At 49.1% G+C, this 19274-nt stretch carries 21 protein-coding genes and 1 other annotated feature; of the genes, 4 read left to right on the forward strand and 17 right to left on the reverse strand.

What is annotated here, in order from left to right; all coding sequences use genetic code 11:
• Nucleotides 1-155: 155 nt before the first annotated feature.
• On the forward strand, nt 156-554 hold the full coding sequence (locus FBQ74_RS06100) for an MAPEG family protein (protein ID WP_139755832.1): 399 nt from the start codon (nt 156-158) through the stop codon (nt 552-554).
• The gene (locus tag FBQ74_RS06105) at nt 555-1688 is read left to right on the forward strand and encodes an alanine racemase (RefSeq protein ID WP_139755833.1); all 1134 of its coding nucleotides are present in this window, start codon (nt 555-557) and stop codon (nt 1686-1688) included. It begins immediately after the preceding gene.
• Between the two features lie 30 nt (nt 1689-1718).
• On the opposite strand, the gene FBQ74_RS06110 is transcribed toward FBQ74_RS06105, so the two are convergent.
• Nucleotides 1719-4313: a TonB-dependent receptor gene (locus tag FBQ74_RS06110; RefSeq protein ID WP_139755834.1), complete on the reverse strand. Its 2595-nt coding sequence runs from the start codon at nt 4311-4313 to the stop codon at nt 1719-1721.
• A gap of 247 nt (nt 4314-4560) precedes the next feature.
• Here FBQ74_RS06110 and FBQ74_RS06115 point away from each other — a divergent pair, with 247 nt between their 5' ends.
• Nucleotides 4561-5262 carry a hypothetical protein gene (locus FBQ74_RS06115; protein WP_139755835.1) on the forward strand — a complete coding sequence of 234 codons (702 nt, stop codon included), beginning with the start codon at nt 4561-4563 and terminating at the stop codon, nt 5260-5262.
• 52 nt (nt 5263-5314) lie between these two features.
• Here FBQ74_RS06115 and FBQ74_RS06120 read toward each other — a convergent pair whose 3' ends face one another.
• The 14 genes from FBQ74_RS06120 to FBQ74_RS06185 all read right to left on the reverse strand — a co-directional run bounded on the left by FBQ74_RS06120 (nt 5315) and on the right by FBQ74_RS06185 (nt 16736).
• Nucleotides 5315-5737, reverse strand: coding sequence for an Hsp20 family protein (locus FBQ74_RS06120; protein WP_139755836.1), 423 nt, complete (start codon nt 5735-5737; stop codon nt 5315-5317).
• Nucleotides 5738-5827: 90 nt separating this feature from the next.
• Complete coding sequence (locus FBQ74_RS06125) at nt 5828-6286, reverse strand: Hsp20 family protein (RefSeq protein ID WP_139755837.1); 459 nt, start codon at nt 6284-6286, stop codon at nt 5828-5830.
• Nucleotides 6287-6437: 151 nt separating this feature from the next.
• Nucleotides 6438-7082, reverse strand: coding sequence for a signal peptidase I (gene lepB / locus FBQ74_RS06130; protein ID WP_332309144.1), 645 nt, complete (start codon nt 7080-7082; stop codon nt 6438-6440).
• 100 nt (nt 7083-7182) lie between these two features.
• The gene (hisIE, locus tag FBQ74_RS06135) at nt 7183-7800 is read right to left on the reverse strand and encodes a bifunctional phosphoribosyl-AMP cyclohydrolase/phosphoribosyl-ATP diphosphatase HisIE (protein WP_139755838.1); all 618 of its coding nucleotides are present in this window, start codon (nt 7798-7800) and stop codon (nt 7183-7185) included.
• A gap of 4 nt (nt 7801-7804) precedes the next feature.
• The gene (hisF, locus tag FBQ74_RS06140; protein WP_139755839.1) at nt 7805-8599 is read right to left on the reverse strand and encodes an imidazole glycerol phosphate synthase subunit HisF; all 795 of its coding nucleotides are present in this window, start codon (nt 8597-8599) and stop codon (nt 7805-7807) included.
• Entirely contained in the window at nt 8581-9318 is a 738-nt protein-coding gene (gene hisA, locus FBQ74_RS06145) for a 1-(5-phosphoribosyl)-5-[(5-phosphoribosylamino)methylideneamino]imidazole-4-carboxamide isomerase (protein ID WP_139755840.1), read from the reverse strand. Before hisA ends, hisF begins: the two co-directional genes overlap by 19 nt.
• Nucleotides 9319-9921, reverse strand: coding sequence for an imidazole glycerol phosphate synthase subunit HisH (gene hisH / locus FBQ74_RS06150; RefSeq protein WP_139755841.1), 603 nt, complete (start codon nt 9919-9921; stop codon nt 9319-9321).
• Entirely contained in the window at nt 9921-10991 is a 1071-nt protein-coding gene (hisB, locus tag FBQ74_RS06155; protein WP_139755842.1) for a bifunctional histidinol-phosphatase/imidazoleglycerol-phosphate dehydratase HisB, read from the reverse strand. The genes hisH and hisB overlap by 1 nt, the downstream gene beginning before the upstream one ends.
• Nucleotides 10988-12070, reverse strand: a complete 1083-nt coding sequence (gene hisC / locus FBQ74_RS06160; protein WP_139755843.1) for a histidinol-phosphate transaminase — start codon at nt 12068-12070, stop codon at nt 10988-10990. The genes hisB and hisC overlap by 4 nt, the downstream gene beginning before the upstream one ends.
• Nucleotides 12063-13370, reverse strand: coding sequence for a histidinol dehydrogenase (gene hisD / locus FBQ74_RS06165; RefSeq protein ID WP_139755844.1), 1308 nt, complete (start codon nt 13368-13370; stop codon nt 12063-12065). The genes hisC and hisD overlap by 8 nt, the downstream gene beginning before the upstream one ends.
• A 3-nt stretch (nt 13371-13373) precedes the next feature.
• On the reverse strand, nt 13374-14273 hold the full coding sequence (gene hisG, locus FBQ74_RS06170; protein WP_139755845.1) for an ATP phosphoribosyltransferase: 900 nt from the start codon (nt 14271-14273) through the stop codon (nt 13374-13376).
• Nucleotides 14274-14307: 34 nt separating this feature from the next.
• Nucleotides 14308-14426 (reverse strand) — a sequence feature (His leader region).
• 149 nt (nt 14427-14575) lie between these two features.
• A complete protein-coding gene (locus FBQ74_RS06175) occupies nt 14576-15145 on the reverse strand; it encodes a lipid-binding SYLF domain-containing protein (RefSeq protein WP_139755846.1) in 570 nt (189 codons plus the stop codon).
• A gap of 135 nt (nt 15146-15280) precedes the next feature.
• The gene (locus FBQ74_RS06180) at nt 15281-16144 is read right to left on the reverse strand and encodes a TraB/GumN family protein (protein WP_139755847.1); all 864 of its coding nucleotides are present in this window, start codon (nt 16142-16144) and stop codon (nt 15281-15283) included.
• 97 nt (nt 16145-16241) lie between these two features.
• Nucleotides 16242-16736 carry a DUF2244 domain-containing protein gene (locus FBQ74_RS06185; RefSeq protein ID WP_168190616.1) on the reverse strand — a complete coding sequence of 165 codons (495 nt, stop codon included), beginning with the start codon at nt 16734-16736 and terminating at the stop codon, nt 16242-16244.
• Between the two features lie 144 nt (nt 16737-16880).
• On the opposite strand from FBQ74_RS06185, the gene FBQ74_RS06190 reads away from it, so the two are divergent.
• Nucleotides 16881-17735 (forward strand): sulfite exporter TauE/SafE family protein, encoded by an 855-nt coding sequence (locus tag FBQ74_RS06190; protein ID WP_139757883.1) that lies wholly within the window; start codon nt 16881-16883, stop codon nt 17733-17735.
• A gap of 95 nt (nt 17736-17830) precedes the next feature.
• Here the strand turns inward: FBQ74_RS06190 and FBQ74_RS06195 are convergent, their stop codons facing one another.
• Entirely contained in the window at nt 17831-18169 is a 339-nt protein-coding gene (locus FBQ74_RS06195; protein ID WP_139755849.1) for a hypothetical protein, read from the reverse strand.
• Nucleotides 18170-18237: 68 nt separating this feature from the next.
• Nucleotides 18238-19089 (reverse strand): acyl-CoA thioester hydrolase/BAAT C-terminal domain-containing protein, encoded by an 852-nt coding sequence (locus FBQ74_RS06200; RefSeq protein WP_139755850.1) that lies wholly within the window; start codon nt 19087-19089, stop codon nt 18238-18240.
• Between the last annotated feature and the right edge of the window lie 185 nt (nt 19090-19274).

Raw genomic sequence — 19274 nt, forward strand, 5'->3', positions numbered from 1 at the left:
ATATCCGGCAGGCTGGTTGTAAACTGTTATGTATGCTGGCCAGTACTAAATAAGACGTAAGCCCGAGATACATCACCCGGGCTTATTCTAAAATTCATCTTTGCGCTTAAGCGTCCGAGTTGCCACAATAGAGCGTAAACACAGGGAGTTTCCTCATGGGCATGCCAGTCACCGCATTTTACGCTAGTCTGCTAGGGCTTTGTTACCTGTATCTTTCCGCATCTGTTATACATATCCGGCGACAAGAACAGATTAGTCTTGGAACCGGCGATAGCGTCGTACTTGAACGCCTGAACCGCGCTCACGGCAATTTCAACGAATATGTGCCCATCACATTAATATTACTGGCGTGTCTTGAGAGCTTTAGCGCCATACAGTGGATATTGCACGTTGGTGCTAACGCATTATTGTTCGGCAGGATCCTGCATGCATACGGGCTTCAGAAACATAATGGCGCCAGCTGGCAGCGGCAGATAGGCATGGTGTTAACATTCCTTTCTATGTTGTTCCTGTGTTGTGCGAATCTCTACATGATTCACTACACGGTGGTTTAGATGACGCCATTTCGTGAACTTGTTACGCCGGCATGTATTATTGATGAGCAGAAATTAAGTGCAAATGCCAGGCGTATGGCTACCGTTGCAGAAAACGCCGGAGTCGCTTTGCGTCCTCATGTCAAAACATTAAAAAGTCTTGAGGCGGCGCAGATTTATGCACCGCTTTCGTCACCCGTTACTGTGTCTACTCTGGCCGAAGCGAAGGCGTTTGCGCAGGCTGGTTATACGGATATTTTGTATGCGGTGGGTTTAACGCCCAACAAAATCGGTGTAGTTAATGAGCTTCTTGCCGAACAGGTCCGGCTTACCGTACTTATTGATAGCGTCGCTGCGGCTCAAGCCTTAGCGCGTCAGGCAAGGATGCTGTCCGCTACACTTTATGTTGCTATAGAGGTGGATACAGACGGCCACAGGGCTGGTGTCGACGCTGAGTCAAAAGCATTGATTGATATCGCTGTAATAACTAATCGGTCAGACAACCTTACTGTAGCTGGTGTGATGGCACATGCAGGCGCTTCCTATGGTGCATTTGACATAGAGTCCCGCCAGCATCTTGCACAGCAGGAGTGTGATAAATCTTTACTGGCTGCGGCTAGACTTGAAGATGCCGGTCACAGTGTGACTATGATATCCGTTGGTTCTACACCAACGGCCTTATCTGGCATTACCCATGAAGGAATTACTGAACTGCGAGCAGGTGTGTATGCTACATTCGATTGTGTAATGGCCGGGCTGGGTGTTTGTCAATACAGCGAGATAGCGCTGAGTGTGCTGACCAGTGTTATCGGACGCCAGGATGATAAAGGCTGGGTGCTGGTTGATGCCGGCTGGATGGCACTATCCCGTGATACCGGCACAGCGTCGCATTCTGTGGATTGCGGATATGGTTTGGTATGTGACGAACATGGCGAACTGCTTGACGGCTGGATTGTGCAGCAGACCAATCAGGAGCACGGAGTTATTGTTCATAGAGATGGGCTGACACCCGATGACACGCAGTTTGGTTACGGTAAGATGCTGAGGATCCTTCCGATACATGCTTGTGCTACAGCAGGTCAGTTCAGTGAATATCACGTTACAACGGATAATATTCACTCTGAGAAAGTGTGGCAAAGAATTAATGGATGGTAAAAAAAGCCCGCATCAAGCGGGCTTTTTTGATTAGAAGCGCAGGGTTACCTTACTGTAAACAAAACGCCCTCTGGGGTTATGAACACTACCAACATATCCATAAAGGTCGCTGTCGCCATCACCTATCGCAAAAGGCGGCTCTTCATCAAACAGGTTATTTACGCCCAGTACGATGCGTACACTGTCAGAAAAGTTATAGCCGCCCTGCAGATCAACCAGTACCTGAGAATCCACCATGCGTGAAGTGTTTTCCTCAAAATCGAGTACCCCATCAAAATTGATGTCAGGGGTGTCCTCGAACTCACCGATATAACTGATATTCAGGTTGGCATCGAAGTTATCAAGCACCCAGTTGGTACTGAATAACCAGCGATTCTCCGGGTAGCGATATTCACCGGTGTAGTCCAGCGAATCACGTTCAAACTCGTTCAGATATGACCAGTCCAGTCTGAATGAAAGTTGCCCGTACTCGTCGTAGGGGAGCTTATAGTCAGCACTGATATCTACCCCGGACGCTTCCTGAGAAGATACGTTCTGATAAGTATTGAAAATCTTTTGAATGACACCCAGTGACTGACCCTCCTGAGGAGGCAGGCGCACACAGATCTCGCTTTGCTGATCATTACATTCTGCATCATAGACCAGTCCAAACTGCTGTTCGTCAATCTTGTTATCCTGGGTAATACTCCAGATATCAACACTCAGGCCAATTTCCTGCACAGGCGCCCAGATTACCCCGACATTCCACGATTCAGACTCTTCTGCATCCAGGTCCGGGTTGCCTGAGAACTGAATATTGTAATCCAGAGACTCACAATCAAGTCCGGTCGCTTCACAGCGATATTGATCAACGAAGAATACACTTTTCTCTGATGGACCAAGGCCTACCTGCGCCAGTGATGGAGCACGGAATCCTTGCGCCCATGAACCACGAACAGTCACTTCATCAGTTGGTGCCCAACGCAATGCGATCTTCGGGTTTGTTGTACTGCCAAAGTCGCTGTAATGGTCATAGCGACCTGCAAGTTGAAGCTCAAGTGTTTCCAGAAGTGGTATAGACAGTTCAAGATAAGCAGCATACTGGTCACGCTGCGCCTCTGCCTGTACCGATTCTGTACCGAAGATTAAGCCTTGCTGAAACTGAATATCAGGAACATCAGAGACTTCTTCCTCACGATATTCCAGGCCTGCTGCCATCATGACCATGTCGCCGTTGAACTCAAACGCTTCGCCGGTAATGTGAGCATCGGCGCTGGTTAAGCGAGATTCGCCCCGTCGCACCAGACTGGTCGTGATTTGATCAATGACATCCGGAGAATTCGTCACACCACCAAATGGGTTGTAAGCACCAGCATCAATTTGCTCCTGAAGCCAATCTACACGTACCCAGCCCTGACTTTGATCCCCACTTTGCTCTGATTTGCTGCGACCCTTTTGAACCGAGGCTTCCCAGGAATAATCACCCAGCTCTCCACGCAGTCCGGCAACAAATCGCAGTGTGTCCGTGACGATATCCCAACGTCGTGGGCCTGCATCTACCGGGCGGTAGCGACCTATTTCAACATCCTGTCCGAACGGGTTATTCGGATGGCTGCCCGGTGCTGTCAAACCTGCATCTTCATCCAGGGGCGTCGCCGCGCCGCCAGCTTCAGACGTATTATGTTGTACTGCCACTTCCATAAATGCAGTTAAATCGGAATCAAGCTTGTAGTCAAACTGACCAATCAGACCAACTCGTTCTGCCTCAGGGATAGTCAGGCCAAACGGACCATAGTCAAACAAACAGCTGCCTGATGCTGTCGCATTTTCAGGGGGGCAATCAGGGTCAATTGTTTTTACGCCGTCAACATAAAAGTAACCCGGATAGCCCCGTGATGAGCGAAAATCCATACCACCATAAGGTGACTGATTCGCGGTCCCGAACCTGCCTAACTCGTCTGCGCCCAAGCGGCTGTTTTTGAAGTAATCAAGAATCACCGTGCTGCTGGCTTTGGCAGACTGGTTGCCCCACACCATATTAGCGGTTGTTTCATCGTAACTTGGACCGGTTGTTCCACCGTAACCTACGTTAACTTCAAGGCCGTCAAAATCCTTTTTAAGAATAACGTTGACTACGCCGGCCACCGCGTCAGACCCGTAAATCGCTGATGCACCGTCTTTAAGAATATCAATACGCTCGATGGCAGACACGGGGATAGAGTTAATATCGACAAACGAATTTGTGATGCTTTCGGCAAAAGCGCTGATAGCGACCCGTCGGCCATTGATTAATACCAGTGTTGCATCAGGGCCCATGCCACGAAGTGAAACTGCAGCTGCACCATTGGCGGTAGAGTCCTGACTATTGTTACGGGTAGAGAAGGTGCCGGCGCCTGTTGCAGGCATACGTTCGAGTAGCTGCTGAAGGTTTTCATAACCCATGCCTTCAATCATGGTGGCATCAATAGACTGAATCGGTGAGGGACCTTCGATATCGGTACGTTTAATTCTGGAACCTGTTACGGAAATGCGCTCGACATCAGAGGCGGTTTCATCCGCCTGCTGCGCACTAACAGACAATGAAGAAGAAAGACCTGCAAGCGCCAAAGTCACTGCTAGCGCACAGGGTTGGATACGATTTTTCATGAATTTTTCCTTATTCAAGCTTTTTTATAACAGCATGAGACGCTGTTAAATTAATCAATATCACTGACTTACATACATTAGCAATAAGACATGAATCGTATTTCGTAACAAAACATTAAGCCGGGCGTAAAGAATAATGGCCGATAGCAGGTTTTCTGAATGGATGACTGGCTAGAAAGGTAGTACTGGTATCTTAAGGTGCGCTCTACTACCATTGAGAGCGAAAAAATTAAGGCGAAAGAATTGAATGAAGCTGAAATGCAAAGCTGCGCTAATCTTACTGGCAGGGCTGATAAAGGTCAGTACTGCTGCAGCGGTCGGCGCCGGCGACTACTATTATGTGATTTCTGAAAACTGTAAACCGGTGGGGTTAACTGATGAGCAGAAAGATGCGCTTACACCCGACGTACTGTTATTTGAAATTGATCCCGCCAACATCAGCGACTATTCAGTAAAGATTAACAATGACGCGCTTTCAGACTACACCGAAGAGGGGATTGCGTATCTGGATAATCTGCAGAAGAAGCAAATTTATACCGTTGGTGGTCATCCGGATAATAATAAAAAAACGGAACACCGTTTTTTGCTTCAAAAGGAAATAATTAACTACCAGACACTGGCAGGCTTGCTGAATCGGTTCTCACAGGTACAGAATGATAAGGGACGTTTTTACCGGCAATTGCTGTCGATAAAAAATAAGGCTGCTCGTTTTCTTGCAATCACTGAAGTCAGGCTTACAGATGAAAAAATCCCCGACAGGGCATGGCTGACGCATTATCAGTCAGCGTATTATGCGCTGGATGGCAGTGGCCAGCCCGTCGAGCCAGCCGTTATTACCGTCTCACATCTTGCGTCGCTGACCAACTGGCTACATGGAACACCAAGCCAGTGGCAGCGCAAATTGCAGGATGGCGTTTGCGGTGAAAAGCCAGCCTATTCGCACTGGTAAAAAAAAGGGCTGACAAATGTCAGCCCAAAGAAATCCAGGGAAAGATGTAGTGTTAATTGATGGCGATTTGCTGAGGCTTCTCGGACTCAGGAATGACACGCTCAAGGTCTATATGTAAAAGACCATCTTTTAAGTCAGCACCTACAACATTCACATGGTCGCCAAGCTGAAACTTTCGTTCAAAATTGCGCTCAGCGATCCCCTTATGAAGGAATTTGCGCTCTTCGGATTTCTCAGTATCCGATTTCTTTGCTTCAACGGAAAGTGTGTTTTCTTTCACTTCAATATTTAACGCATCGCGGCTGAATCCCGCGACAGCCATAGAGATTCGATACTTATCTTCACCCAAAAGCTCGATGTTATAGGGTGGGGCATCAGTTTGCTGTGCTGAACGGCCTGCTTTATCAACCTGCGAGGCAAGATAATCAGAGCCAATAAAAGAACGATAAAGTGGTGAAAAGTCGATAGTACGCATAATCATATCCTCGATATTAAGCAATATGTAAAGTGTCCCGCATCGCGGCAACATTGAAAGAATGGCGGGAGTGATTCCCGCCATCAGAAGTTATTTGTCGTTTTGGTTTTCCAGCAAGCGACTGCCAATCTCAATCTTACGTGGTTTCTTAGCTTCCGGAATAACCCGTTCAAGATTGATATGCAATAAGCCATCAGCCATTGCAGCACCCGTCACTTTAACATGGTCGCCAAGCTGAAATTTACGTTCAAAATTTCGCTCAGAGATACCCTTGTGTAAGAATTTTCGTGACGCGGTTTCGCTGTCTTCCTGTTCGGGTTTCTTGCCCTGAACAGACAACGTATTTTCCTGAGCCTCAATGGTAATGTCGTCCTGGCTGAATCCGGCCACTGCCATAGAAATCTGATATTTGTCATCACCCAGCAACTCAATATTGTAAGGTGGGTATGTACTTTGACTGTCGGAACGGTTTGCCGCATCAATAAGTGACGCCAGGCGGTCTGAACCAATAAATGAACGGTATAGTGGAGATAGATCGATAGTACGCATAGTCATATCCTCAAAATTAAGCAATATGTAAAAGTTAAATTCGCCCCGACTATTCGGCGGCGGGTTTGCCGACCTGACTCTTCAGCGTCGACAATTAATAAATAGGTACGCCCAAATACTTTTCAAGAGAAAATTTTAAATTTTTTTCAATTCATATAAGTGGCTGCCAGAATCGATCGCTTCGGGGCAAGTAATGGTGTTGTTTATCGAGAGAAACAACTACCCGGGTCGCTTTTCCTTTAATTTCGTGTATAGGAACAAACCCATGTACCCGGGAATCGGCACTGTGGCTGCGGTTGTCTCCTAAGACCAGAACATGGCCATCTGGCACGGTAACGGCGCTGAAATTAGCCAGTGGACCGTATGCCGTATCAATTGCGATAGTATAAGTCTGACCATCAGAATTTTTTTCAATAAGCAGACTGTTTTCATCGTCATAGCTAAGTGGCTGACCGTTTATACGCAATCGGTGGTTTTGCATAACAACATTATCGCCGGCTACACCAACAACCCGTTTTATCAATCTTTCGCCTGCTGCCTTACTTTCGAAAACGACGATATCGCCTCGAGCGGGCGTACCGGTTTTAACCAGCAACGTGTCAGTAAACGGGACTTCTATCCGGTATGCAGTCTTATCGACTAAGACCCGGTCACCGATTTCAACAGAGGGGAGCATGGACCCGGAAGGAATATGATACCAGTCAGCCAGGCTGCTTCTTACGCTAAAAAGCAATAAGAGCATGACAATAAAGCCGAGGTTGTTTTTAATTGAGGTGAGTAATCTTGTTAACATCATCGTTCCTGCAGGTTGTTTATAGATGAGTAGTCTGCGAGTCATGAGATATATTACAGCAAATACAAAAAAAGGAGCGTGCGCTCCTTTTTAATTCCCTTTGTTATTGTTGCCGTTCCCGCAGAACAGCAATGGCATCTGACATCGACATGTCGCTGGCCTGCAGCAATACGGTTAAATGATACAGCAGATCCGCCGCTTCATTTTTCAGCTCTTCTTTATCATGCACCGTGGCCGCCAGAGCAGTCTCAACACCTTCCTCGCCGACTTTTTGTGCAATACGTTTGATGCCTTTGGCATATAAACGCGCCGTGTAGCTGGATTCAGGATCAGCAGTTTTACGCGCCGCCAGAATTCGCTCCAAATCGCCCAGGAAAGTAAAGTCACTGGCATTGCTGGTAAACCAGCAACTCTCTGCGCCAGTGTGACAGGTCGGGCCGTTCGGATTGGCCAGAATCAGCAGTGAGTCGTGATCGCAATCACAGCCTGCCTCAACCAGATCCAGTGTGTTTCCCGAGGTTTCCCCTTTTTGCCATAAGCGCTGCTTGGAGCGGCTGAAAAAAGTGACTTTCCTTGATTCAAGCGTGGCACTTAATGCTTCGGTGTTCATATAACCCTGCATCAGCACCTTGCCGGTCACCGCGTCCTGAACGATGGCCGGCAGCAGACCGTCCATTTTGTCCCAGGCCAGTTCGGTCATGTTTGATAAATCAATGATCATGGCTTTATTCGCCTTTTTGCTTGTGTTCTTTGCGCATCACAATGCCATTGTCTGACAAATAGGATTTAAGCGCCTGAATATTGATAATGTCTTTGTGAAATACCGACGCGGCCAGCGCACCATCAACATCGGCCTGCTCAAAGACATCCTTGAAATGCACCATTTCACCGGCACCGCCTGAAGCAATCAGGGGAACCTGACAGGCCTCACGAATCGCACGCAGTTGTTTTACATCATAGCCCTGACGCACCCCGTCCTGGTTCATACAGTTCAGTACAATCTCACCGGCACCGCGGCTTTGTACTTCTTTGATCCAGTCCGCTGTCTGCCAGCGACTTTTTTGCGTGCGGGCTTCATCACCAGTGAATTTAAACACCTCGTAGCGATCATTTTCTTCGTTGTAAAAACTATCGATACCAATGACAACACATTGCTGGCCGTATACATCGTGCAATTCGTTGATAAGATCCGGGTTCGTCAGGGCAGGGGAGTTAATGGAAATTTTATCCGCACCCATTTCAAGAATCCTGCCGGCATCTTCCACAGAGCGGATTCCGCCTGCCACGCAAAACGGGATATCAATGACCTGGGCAATGCGACTGACCCAGCTTTTATCCACTACACGCTGATCAGAGCTGGCCGTAATATCGTAAAATACCAGTTCGTCAGCCCCGGCCTGCGCATAGCGCTCAGCCAGCGGCACAATATCACCGATAATTTCATGGTTTCTGAACTGTACGCCTTTGACCACTTTGCCATCGCGCACATCTAAGCAGGGGATTATCCGTTTTGCCAGCATGCGATTGCCTCCTTCACGGTAAATTTACCTTCCAGCAGGGCCCGACCCAGAATCACGCCGCCCACACTGGCCGGACGCAATGCTTCAATATCACTTAAACCGCCAATGCCGCCTGAAGCCTGCCAGGCAATATCAGGAAACGCCTGCTGCATTTCTTTATACAGCTCGACATTGGCACCTTGCAGCGTACCGTCACGACTGATATCAGTACACAGCACATGTTTTACGCCAACCTCGGCAAAGACATTTAAAATGGCTTCCAGTGATACGCCGGAGCTTTGCTGCCAGCCGTGGGTGGCCACGAATTTGTTGCCGTCTTCGTCAATATTGACATCCAGCGCCAGGACAATGGCATCCGGGCCGTATTTGGTGACCCACTGTTTCACAAGTTGCGGCTCTTTCACCGCCAGTGACCCGATCACCACACGGCTGACGCCGGCTTCCAGCAACTGAGCAACATCCTGCTCGCTGCGAATGCCGCCACCGGCCTGAAATTGCATGCGCTGGGTATCCACCATACGGCGGATCAGCTCAAGCTGTCGTTTAGAGGTGTCCTTGGCGCCGGTCAGATCAACGATATGCAGCCAGGTGGCGCCATCGTTAGCATAGGTATGCACCACGTCTACCGGGTCCAGTTTGTATTCGGTTTTTTTGTCGTAGTCGCCCTGATACAGACGCACCACAGCACCGTCAATTAAATCTATTGCAGGAATAATCATTTACAGATTCACAAAATTAGTCAGAAGCTGGGCTCCGGCGTCACCGGAACGTTCAGGGTGAAATTGCACACCAAAATAATTGTTGTGGGCAATGGCAGCGGAAAAACGCTGCCCGTACTCACAGCTGGCCAGCGTATTTTCGTACTCAGGCACAGCAAAGCTGTGTACAAAGTAAAAATAAGTACCATCATCGATGCCGGCAAACAGCGGGTTTTCCCGCGCTGAGGTCACTGTATTCCAGCCCATGTGCGGCAGACGCTGTCCCTGTGACTCCAGCCGGCCGACATGACCAGGCATCAGGCCCAGGCAGTCAATTTTGCCGGTGCGGCTTTCATCTGATGACTCAACCATCAGTTGCATACCCAGACACACCCCGAGTACAGGCTGGGTCAGGCTTTGCAGGGTAGGGCCCAGCTGTTTTGCCGTAATGCTCTGCATGGCGGCGCTGGCACTGCCCACGCCGGGGAAAAAGACCTTGTCAGCGGCTTTGATGACACCGACATCGTCTGACACTTCCACACTGACACCAAGCCGCTCAAGAGCAAAGCGAACCGAGGAAATATTCGCACAGCCGGTATTTACAATGACGATTCGCTGACTCATTACAGCGCTCCTTTACTGCTGGGCAAAGCATCGCCCGAGCGGGCAATAGCCTGACGCAGGGCCCGGCCAAATACTTTGTACAGGCTTTCTACCTGGTGGTGCGCATTCCCCTCGCTGGTGGACAGGTGCAGCGACAGCCCCATCGCCTGGGCCAGTGAATAGAAAAAGTGCTCTACCATCTGGGTCGACATTTCGCCTACCAGATCCTGAGTGAAACTGGCGTCAAACTTCAAATACGGCCGGTTGGAAATATCCATGATGCACTCGGCGCGGCACTCGTCCATTGGCAGGGCAAACCCGAAGCGGCCAATGCCCCGTTTGTTACCCAGCGCTTTTTTCAGCGCCTCACCCAGCGCCAGTGCCGTATCTTCCACACTGTGGTGATCATCAATGTGAAGATCTCCGCTCACCGACACCTGCATTTCAAAGCCGCCATGAGTGGCAATCTGGTCCAGCATGTGATCAAAAAAACCGATACCGGTAGCAATACTGGATTTGGCCGCGGAGTCCAGGTCTACCCGGACCTTAATATCGGTTTCAGAAGTCGTACGCACCACTTCGGCAATGCGTGAAGACGCCAGCAGGGCTTTTTCAATGGCCGGCCAGTCAAGGGACTCGCGGTTATACTGTAACCCGCGGATGCCCATGTTTTGTGCCAGCTGCATATCGGTGTCCCGATCGCCAATCACATAGCTGCGTGTAAAGTCCACTTTACCCTGTTGCAGGTAATCGCTGACCAGACCAAGCTTAGGCTTGCGGCAACTGCAATTGTCTTCATCAAAGTGCGGACAAATCAGCACATCGTCGAATTTTACGCCCTGGCTGCTAAAGATACGCATCATCAGATTATGCGGGGCGTCAAAGTCAGCCTGTGGGAAGCTGTCGGTACCCAAGCCGTCCTGGTTACTGACCATGACCAGTTTAAATCCGGCTGCCTGCAGTTTCAGCAAGACCGGAATAACCGCCGGTTCAAATACCAGTTTGTCCAGACGATCCAGCTGTTTGTCGATAGCCGGCTCTTCGACCAGGGTGCCATCGCGGTCTATAAATAAAATGGCTTGTTGGCTCATGCCGACGCTCCTGATTGATTAAAAAATTCAGTAATAAGCTTACGCAAACGCAGGTTCTGTTCTTCGTTACCCACGGTGGCGCGTAAGCAGTGTTGCAGGTTCATTTGTTTGGACTGATCGCGAATCAGCATGCCCTGACTGACCAGATACTCCATCAGCTGTTCACTCTGGGCTGTTTTAAACAACACAAAGTTCGCCCGGGTGTCCCCAACCAGCTCGATATCGCCCAGTTCTGACAGCGCGTCTGCCAGAACCTGTTTTTCCCGGTTGATAAAATCTACCTGTAATTCGACCTGTGTTTTGCCTTCATGACTTAGTGCCTGCTCGGCAATCTGGGCTACCGGCTCAGGAATAGGATAGGGCGCAATGACTTTCATCAGCGCGTCAATCACATTGCGGTTGGCCAGCGTAAAGCCGCAGCGTAAGCCTGCCAGAGCAAAGGCTTTTGACAGAGTGCGCAGGATTACCAGGTTAGGGTACTGTGCCAGCTTATCGGCCCAGCTGTTCTGCTTATCAAATTCAATGTACGCTTCATCTACCACAACCAGCGCAGAGTCAGCAAAGTGCTCCAACACCCGGGTCAGATCTGCCGCATCGACCGTAGTGCCGGTGGGATTATTCGGCGCACAGATAAACACCAGGTTAACATCATCAGTGGCACAGATAGCATCCACATCCAGCGAAAAGTCTGTTTTTAGCGGGGCTTTTTTAATGCCGATATTGCAGGTTTCTGCACTGATGGCATACATGCCATAAGTCGGCGGACAAATTAGTATATTGTCTTCGCCCGGTGTACAGAAGGTACGAATCAACAGCTCAATGCCTTCATCAGCGCCGCGTGTAACAATAAGCTCGCTGGTCTTCACTCCGGCGTATTGTGCATAGGCCGATACCACCGCTTCCGGCTGACAGGACGGATAGCGGTTAAAACGATCGCTGTCGACCTGATAGCTATTGGCGTAGGGCGACTCATTGGCGTTCAGCCAGTCCTGGCCGCCAGAGAAAAGGCGGCGGGCCGACTCATAAGGTTTCAGGTCAACAAGGTTCTGGTTAATAAGAGAAGACAGTAAATCAGCCATCTTGATTATCCTTTAACGCCTGCATGCGCAGGGCAACTGCTTTTTCGTGAGCATCCAGACCTTCAGCCGCAGCCAGTGTCATAATGGCCGGGCCCAGGTTCTGCAGCCCCTGCGGGCTCAGCTCCTGCACGGTGTAGCGGCGCATAAAGTCCAGCAAACCCAGTGAAGAATAGTTCTTTGCATAGCCGTAAGTTGGCAACACATGATTAGTACCCGATGCATAATCGCCGGCAGACTCCGGAGACCAGGCACCTAAAAATACCGAACCGGCATTTTTAAGCACAGGCAGCAGACCTCTGGCATCCTCGGTTTGTACAATAAGGTGCTCTGGGGCATAGGCATTACTGACCGCCACTGCTTCATTCAGCGACGTGGTCAGAATGTAACGGGCGTTGTCCATGGCTGCCACCGCAATCGCATTACGCGATAGTTGTGCCAGCTGAGTATCAACTTCGGCTTTTACCGCATCAATCAGGCTCTCGCTGTTACTGACCAGAATAGCCTGTGAATCAGCGCCGTGCTCTGCCTGGGATAATAAATCGGAGGCGACAAAAGCAGGATTGGCTTCACCATCAGCCAGCACCAGGACTTCCGAAGGCCCGGCCGGCATATCAATGGCGGCACCATCGGCGCGCTGACTAACCTGCTGCTTGGCTTCGGTCACGAAACTGTTGCCCGGCCCGAATATTTTATCGACCTGAGCAATGCTATCGGTGCCTAGTGCCATAGCGGCAATTGCCTGAGCGCCACCGCACAGATAAATTTCCTCAATACCACAGCGCTTGGCCACAAAGGCAATCTCTGGTGCAATCAGGCCATCTTTACCCGGCGGTGTGCACAGTACCTTTCGCGGTACATTAGCAACCACAGCCGGTACACCCAGCATCAGCGCGGTAGAGGGCAGTGGCGCGCTGCCACCGGGGATATACAGACCCACCGCCTCAAGAGCGACAAACCGCTGCTCGCAAACTACTCCCGGGGTGGTGGTCAGCTGAATATCCTGCGGCATCTGCGCTTCGTGAAAGGCTTTGATATTAGCAAATGCGGTATTGATGGCCTCTTCTACGTCCTGGCTGACCTGAGCGGCCAGCGCGTCGCGCTGTTCCACGCTTAAACGTAAGGCTGGCAGGGTCGGGCAGTCGAAGCGCCGGGTATAATCCAGTACCGCCTCATCGCCGCGGTGCTCAACATCTGCCAGTATTTCACTGACAGTTTGCTTCAGGGTAACGCTGTTTTTCATCACCGGACGCGCAAGCGCATCGCGGCGCTCGGCATCAGATAAGGTATTCCAGTTTAACATGGCTTAACCCATCATCTTTTCAATTGGCATAACCAGAATAGAGCTGCAGCCCAGAGCTTTTAATTTTTCCATGGTTTCCCAGAACAGGTTTTCCGGACTGACCACGTGAATTGCTACGGTATCTTCAGCACCGGCCAGTGGCAGCACGGTGGGGTTTTCTGCACCAGGCAGCAGATCTTTGACTTCTTCCAGGCGCGCTTTAGGGGCATGCAGCATAATATATTTGCTTTCTTTGGCCTGCATCACACCGTCAATGCGTGGTACCAAACGGTCAATCAGGGCCTCCTTTTCTTCACTGAACTGGCCGGTACGTTTAATAAGAACCGCTTTTGAGCGGAAGATGACATCTTTTTCTATCAGACCATTGGCTTCCAGCGTTGCCCCGGTAGATACCAGGTCGCAAATACCTTCGGCGACACCAGCACGTGGTGCTACTTCAACAGATCCGGTCAGCATTACTGCCTGTGCATTAACGTTTTGCTCTTTAAAGTAGCGTTCAAGCAGAAATGGATACGTTGTCGCCACGCGCTTGCCTTCCAAAGATTGCACGCCTGTATAGCTGGCCTCATTAGGAACAGCAATAGACAGACGGCAGCCACCATAATCGAGTCGTCGCATAACCTCGTACTCAGCAACTTTACCGGCCGCCTTTCTCTCAAGCATTTTTTCTCCAAGCTCGTTTTCGCCGATAAAGCCCATATCGACAACACCGTCCATAACCAGACCGGGTATGTCATCGTCTCGCACCCGAAGCAGGTCAATGTCTTCATTCGTAGAATGAGCAATTAACAGGCGGTCACGAATATTTAATTTGATACCGATTGCTTTTAATAGCTCAATACTGTCTTTACTTAATCTTCCGGATTTTTGTACAGCAATTCGCAATCTTCTGTTGTCGCTCATAGTAGTCCCCTTTAGGTAAACCATTACGCCTGAAATGAAAAAACCCCCGGAAGTTTCCTTCCGGGGGCTATACAATTCATCTGCGCCACTGGAAGGAAACACAAACCTTCCAGCACGAACCTGAAAGGTTATGCTTTATGATGATGGTGGTGATTTGCAGCGCAATTATACATAGTCAAAAATTGTGTTTGTTGAAGTCACAAAGACAGTACTGAATTGAAGCTGTCTTTGCAACCCTTTCGACGCCTAATTATTTATTCGCTATAAATGATTCGTTATAAGTTATTCAGTTTTTTAAATGACTAATTCAACTGAGAATCTTTCCAGAACTTGGTTCCTTTCACTGTCGCCTGTAATGCAAGGCCACTTTCCGTCATAGTATAAACTGTGACATTACCCAGGTAACCCTCACCTTCAACAGACAAACCCTTACTGCCAGCTTTGGCGGCGGCATCGGCATTGCCCCCGGCAGTCCAGCCATTTTCTACAAAATAGTTCAGGCTACGCTGAGTATGAAAAACCATGACCAAACGGTAATCTTTTGCACCCAGGCCCAGGCCAACGCCACCCTCTGCCATATTCATATAAATCTTCTCACCGGTAGCGTTGTTATTTACCACACCGTAGCCGGTACCCGCGGCCAGAAAAATGACGTTGACGTTGGCATTACTGAATACTGCATAGCCTGCAGAATCCTGCAGCTGAGCACGAGTATCCGGCTTTTCGCGATAAAGCCGCGCCAGCGCATTGTCCTGCATTTCAAGAATTGCTTGACGTTTTTCTGCAACGGTACCATCGCCCATAGAGGCGCAACCGGTTACCGCCATCAGACTTATCAGCATCGCCATCCAGTGTAACTTTGCTATTTTCATTGAGGTATCTCCATAGCGTACAGGCATCAGTCATAATGGCTGTACGTGAATCAATCGTATTTACTAATACTTAATTAGTGTCAAAACGGCTTACTAATCAGTAATCTTAGTGTTTCGATGTAAAAAAGGTACGTACTAATCAAGCTGGGTAATGGTGTATCCCTGCGCCTCAAGAAGACTTAATACACCTTTGTCACCAGGCATATGCAGTGTTCCCACCAGAATGAACTCTGTTTCGGGAGTTTTTATTAGCGCTTTGATTTTAGGCAACCAATTTGCATTGCGGTTAACCAGTAAATCTTCGTACACATCAGGATAGGTTTCCTTGAAATCCTTTAGCGTAATAGTGTGTAGCTCATCCATGTCGCCACTGCGCCAGTGTTTCTTCATGGGGCCAATCAGCTTATCCAGTTCCTGAATATCTTCCAGAGTGTATCGAATAAACGCATCTTCCTGACCGTCAGCCATTTTGGAAATAAAAGCGAGTTGCTCATCAGGACTTTCAAACCAGTCGATCTGTTTTTCCTGTTCTGCGCCTTTTGCAAAAAAGTGAGCATCGACGCCCTGACTGGTTAAACCTGCACGCTGATATTCCATCATAGTCAGTGTTAAACCCAGCATAGCAGGTTTGAGAGTCACCACCTGCTCAACCGGCAGTTGGCGGGCTTTAAGAAACTCGGTCAACTTTTGATAAGTGTCATCCGACAAATCATCGGCAATGGTTTTGCCATTTTGATATGTGTTTTGTTGCATCACCTTGGCAGCAAAAGCCGGAGAGGTAACTGATTGCATATCTGTTTCAAAGACTAGCACATCCGACTTTTGATAAGCCTTATCATAGGCCTCCGGAAGCGGGTAGTCAGAAGGGCTGAGAATATGCAGTGTTCCACCAATATACAGGGTGTTATCACCATTACTGACCTGCCAGACCGATGCGGCGTGGCTCGCTGAGGTGACCAGGGAGGCGGTCATGAATAATCCGGTTAATAGTCGTTTCACGTGAATACTCCGTTTCAGTTAGATTCATGACTCTACTGCTATTTCACGTTAGGGGCAATTGCAAGATTGTAAGCAAATCTCTCGTACTGCCTGAAGTCTAATCCTGCCACCAACGATTACGGCATATCTTAAGACCGTAATCATGTAAAATTTGCTTTAAATCCCGGCGCTCACTCAGGTTTAAAAAATGACCGAGGGCCACTTCGTCGCTGTGGTGATGAAGATAAACCAGGGGGAGTTGCCAGTGACGCTGGGTTTCAGTCACACTGATATAGCAATTCGCCCGAGTGAAGATATAGCGTTCAAGGGTGTGATAACCTTCCTCTATAACCAATGTATCTGCGCTGATAGTGATGACCTGTTGCTGGTAAAGCTGCCAGTTCACCCGGTACATCAATACGCTGAGCAACAGCAGTTCAAAGCCAGCAAACGGCAGTATTATCCAAATTCCCGCCATCCACCATCCGGCAGCGATAATCGTTACCGGAATGGCCAGAAGTAACAGGATAAGCTTAACCTGGCGCCAGTTTATGGACCGGTTAGGGCGCAATACGATGGTTGCGATATTGTCCTGCTCACTGATTAAAATCACAAGTGTTATAAAATTGTTAATATACTGCCATCCTAGCACAGGATTTATTTTTTTCGCGTAATCTGGCAAAGTGCCGGGTCACATTTTTTGAGTATTTACATCTTGCCTGAATTTCTGTTGCGCTATCCTCGACGGTATCTGTTGATGGCTGGCTGGTTGCTTCTCTTATTTTTACAGGAGAACACGCTGCGCCTGATAACCGACTTTGGTCTGTTTTCAGTGTTAGGGGTTGTAGGTGCTGTTTTTGCCAACGCAACCGGCGCTGGTGGTGGTGTGGTCTTTGTCCCTTTTTTTCATCACATGGGCTTTTCGTCAGAGCAAATAGTGGCGACCAGCTTCGCCATTCAGTGCTGCGGTATGACTGCCGGAGCCCTTACCTGGGCCCGTCACTTCCGGATTTACCATCGCGATGATAGTCAGTGGCAACCGTTGTCAGGGGCGCTGCTACTCACAATACCCGGTTCAGTAACAGGAGTTTTGTTGGCGCAGTGGGCAAGTGAGTCTACCGCTTTACCGTTCGCTCTCGTACCGATGGAACAGTTGCATGTCGGCTTCGGTATTTTTTCTATCTTTCTGGCTGTTGCGATATTTGCCTCGATTCCACTACTAAGACGCACCCGGTTTGCCTCAACCCTGGCCAGACCCGATGTGATTGCACTGCCACTGATTGCCTTTGTAGGCGGTATTATTACTGCCTGGCTTTCAGTTGGAGTCGGAGAACTGGTGGCTGTCTATCTCATCATGCGGGGGCGTAATGTGACGATGGCCATCGCTGTCGCCGTAATACTGACAGCGTGCAGTGTTTGGCCTGCTGTGGTTTATCACCTGTTGCAAACAAAAGCCATAGTGTGGCAGGTTTGGTTGTTTGCAGGAGCCGGTGCAATTGTTGGTGGCATAGTGGCGCGTCACGTTGTACTGGCATTTAAGCCGTTGCAGCTTAAAGTGTTTTTTGGCTTGTGGGTGCTAGTAATGGGCGTAAGCGGGCTTCCTGTTTTTTAGAAGCGAACCAGATGTGTTCGATAAGCAAGTGCTTGCTCTGCCACTCAATTCAGTAACGGGTGACAGAGCTCACACCAATTTACAGCCTGCCTGACTTACTGGCGCTTCAGGATACCTGTATTTTGTATGGTTAGTCTGACAGCAAATGCCACAACGGTAGTGACAACGCCGGACAACAACAAAAAGACGATACCCACTGCCCAGAGTTTGCCGGGATCAGGCATCAACAGGAAAAACACAACCTGGCCTGCGGCCACTCCCAGTCCCGCAAAATAGGGGCGTGCAAATAGAATTATCCCGGTGACGGTTAGCGCCACACCATAATAACCCAGTGAATCAAAAGCTTCTTTATGCCCGGATATTTGCGGGCTCAGTTGCCAGGTAACGTAACCGGCAACCAGTGCAGCTATAAATATAATCAGAGATTTCATCATGAGGCTAACTCCTTTAGCTTTTTTATCAACCAATAAACTGGGGCGGTACTCGCCCGAAAGTGCTTAGATTACAGCGCTTTACTTGTATTACCAGCAAGACTGCTTTTGAATTGTTCGTGAAGGACGGTGCCCGGCTGTAAGAATGTGTAGTCTAGCAAATGCCCCATTTTAGGGTAGCGATAATGTATGCACGATACGGATGCTATGTCTTTTACCCTTGCACATATTGATTCAGACATAGCTGATGATGGCCATACTTCATCCTGACCGCCTGAGAAAAGAAACAGCTGACCCTTTATAGCTTCCACTGGAATAGTTGCAGCATCTTTATCATCGCGATTGTTCAGAGACTGGGAATACAAATCACGTAACCCTGAAACCTGTCCGGTGGGATTAAACCGAATACAAGGCAGCGATTCATCTTTTGCAGACCAGCTTGAGTCCGGTACTTTTTGCCAGTCATTTAAAATACCGGCCCAAATTACAGAGCTGGGGGCAATCGCGACAACCCGATTATAGGTGGTGTTTCTGGAAGCGAGCAGCAGTGATAGTTCAGCGCCTTTGGACCAGCCCGCCAGCGTAATATGGTCTGACCGTGAGGGTAGTTTGTCAGACAACCAGTCTTTGGCCTTATCAAAATATTCTAGTGGTATTTGTTCAAGCTCATCAGGCAGCGCATCGTGCTTGAAGTATGCAACAGCCAAAGTCGGGTAGCCCAGCGCAGCCACTTGCTCTGCAAGTCGGGTTGGAATGCCGCCTTCTGCGCCACCTAAGACGATTACAGGCGATAAAGTGTTATTCCGGGCGGGTGGATAATACTGACCTGCAAACCCCTGCTTCTGTACTGAAAGGTTTTCAGCCAGCGACTGCGCGCTGACGATGGTAAGTAATAGTATGACGAGCCATGCTTTCCATTTCATTCTCTTGGCATCCCTGTGTGGATATTCGGTCTTTTGCACATACTCTGTTGATTACTATACGCATGCAACCAGGCAAAATTCAACTGGTCCGTACGCGGCAAGCACCACAAAATGATATGCGTTACCGGATGACAGCAACCATTTGTGGTTAATCTAATTACAGGTGCTTCCGTAAACAGCCATTG

Origin of the sequence: Salinimonas iocasae (assembly GCF_006228385.1) — a bacterium.
GTDB lineage: Bacteria > Pseudomonadota > Gammaproteobacteria > Enterobacterales > Alteromonadaceae > Alteromonas > Alteromonas iocasae.

What these genes read in the sequence shown, in the direction of transcription:
- lepB (WP_332309144.1), bottom strand. Translation starts at nt 7,082, where the DNA reads ATGATGTTAACAAGATTACTCACCTCAATTAAAAACAACCTCGGCTTT.
- FBQ74_RS06115 (WP_139755835.1), top strand. Translation starts at nt 4,561, where the DNA reads ATGAAGCTGAAATGCAAAGCTGCGCTAATCTTACTGGCAGGGCTGATA.
- FBQ74_RS06105 (WP_139755833.1), top strand. Translation starts at nt 555, where the DNA reads ATGACGCCATTTCGTGAACTTGTTACGCCGGCATGTATTATTGATGAG.
- hisF (WP_139755839.1), bottom strand. Translation starts at nt 8,599, where the DNA reads ATGCTGGCAAAACGGATAATCCCCTGCTTAGATGTGCGCGATGGCAAA.
- FBQ74_RS06190 (WP_139757883.1), top strand. Translation starts at nt 16,881, where the DNA reads ATGGCTGGCTGGTTGCTTCTCTTATTTTTACAGGAGAACACGCTGCGC.
- hisB (WP_139755842.1), bottom strand. Translation starts at nt 10,991, where the DNA reads ATGAGCCAACAAGCCATTTTATTTATAGACCGCGATGGCACCCTGGTC.
- FBQ74_RS06175 (WP_139755846.1), bottom strand. Translation starts at nt 15,145, where the DNA reads ATGAAAATAGCAAAGTTACACTGGATGGCGATGCTGATAAGTCTGATG.
- FBQ74_RS06195 (WP_139755849.1), bottom strand. Translation starts at nt 18,169, where the DNA reads ATGATGAAATCTCTGATTATATTTATAGCTGCACTGGTTGCCGGTTAC.
- FBQ74_RS06110 (WP_139755834.1), bottom strand. Translation starts at nt 4,313, where the DNA reads ATGAAAAATCGTATCCAACCCTGTGCGCTAGCAGTGACTTTGGCGCTT.
- FBQ74_RS06120 (WP_139755836.1), bottom strand. Translation starts at nt 5,737, where the DNA reads ATGCGTACTATCGACTTTTCACCACTTTATCGTTCTTTTATTGGCTCT.
- FBQ74_RS06100 (WP_139755832.1), top strand. Translation starts at nt 156, where the DNA reads ATGGGCATGCCAGTCACCGCATTTTACGCTAGTCTGCTAGGGCTTTGT.
- hisH (WP_139755841.1), bottom strand. Translation starts at nt 9,921, where the DNA reads ATGAGTCAGCGAATCGTCATTGTAAATACCGGCTGTGCGAATATTTCC.
- hisG (WP_139755845.1), bottom strand. Translation starts at nt 14,273, where the DNA reads ATGAGCGACAACAGAAGATTGCGAATTGCTGTACAAAAATCCGGAAGA.
- FBQ74_RS06125 (WP_139755837.1), bottom strand. Translation starts at nt 6,286, where the DNA reads ATGCGTACTATCGATCTATCTCCACTATACCGTTCATTTATTGGTTCA.
- hisC (WP_139755843.1), bottom strand. Translation starts at nt 12,070, where the DNA reads ATGGCTGATTTACTGTCTTCTCTTATTAACCAGAACCTTGTTGACCTG.
- hisIE (WP_139755838.1), bottom strand. Translation starts at nt 7,800, where the DNA reads ATGATCATTGATTTATCAAACATGACCGAACTGGCCTGGGACAAAATG.
- hisA (WP_139755840.1), bottom strand. Translation starts at nt 9,318, where the DNA reads ATGATTATTCCTGCAATAGATTTAATTGACGGTGCTGTGGTGCGTCTG.
- FBQ74_RS06200 (WP_139755850.1), bottom strand. Translation starts at nt 19,089, where the DNA reads ATGAAATGGAAAGCATGGCTCGTCATACTATTACTTACCATCGTCAGC.
- hisD (WP_139755844.1), bottom strand. Translation starts at nt 13,370, where the DNA reads ATGTTAAACTGGAATACCTTATCTGATGCCGAGCGCCGCGATGCGCTT.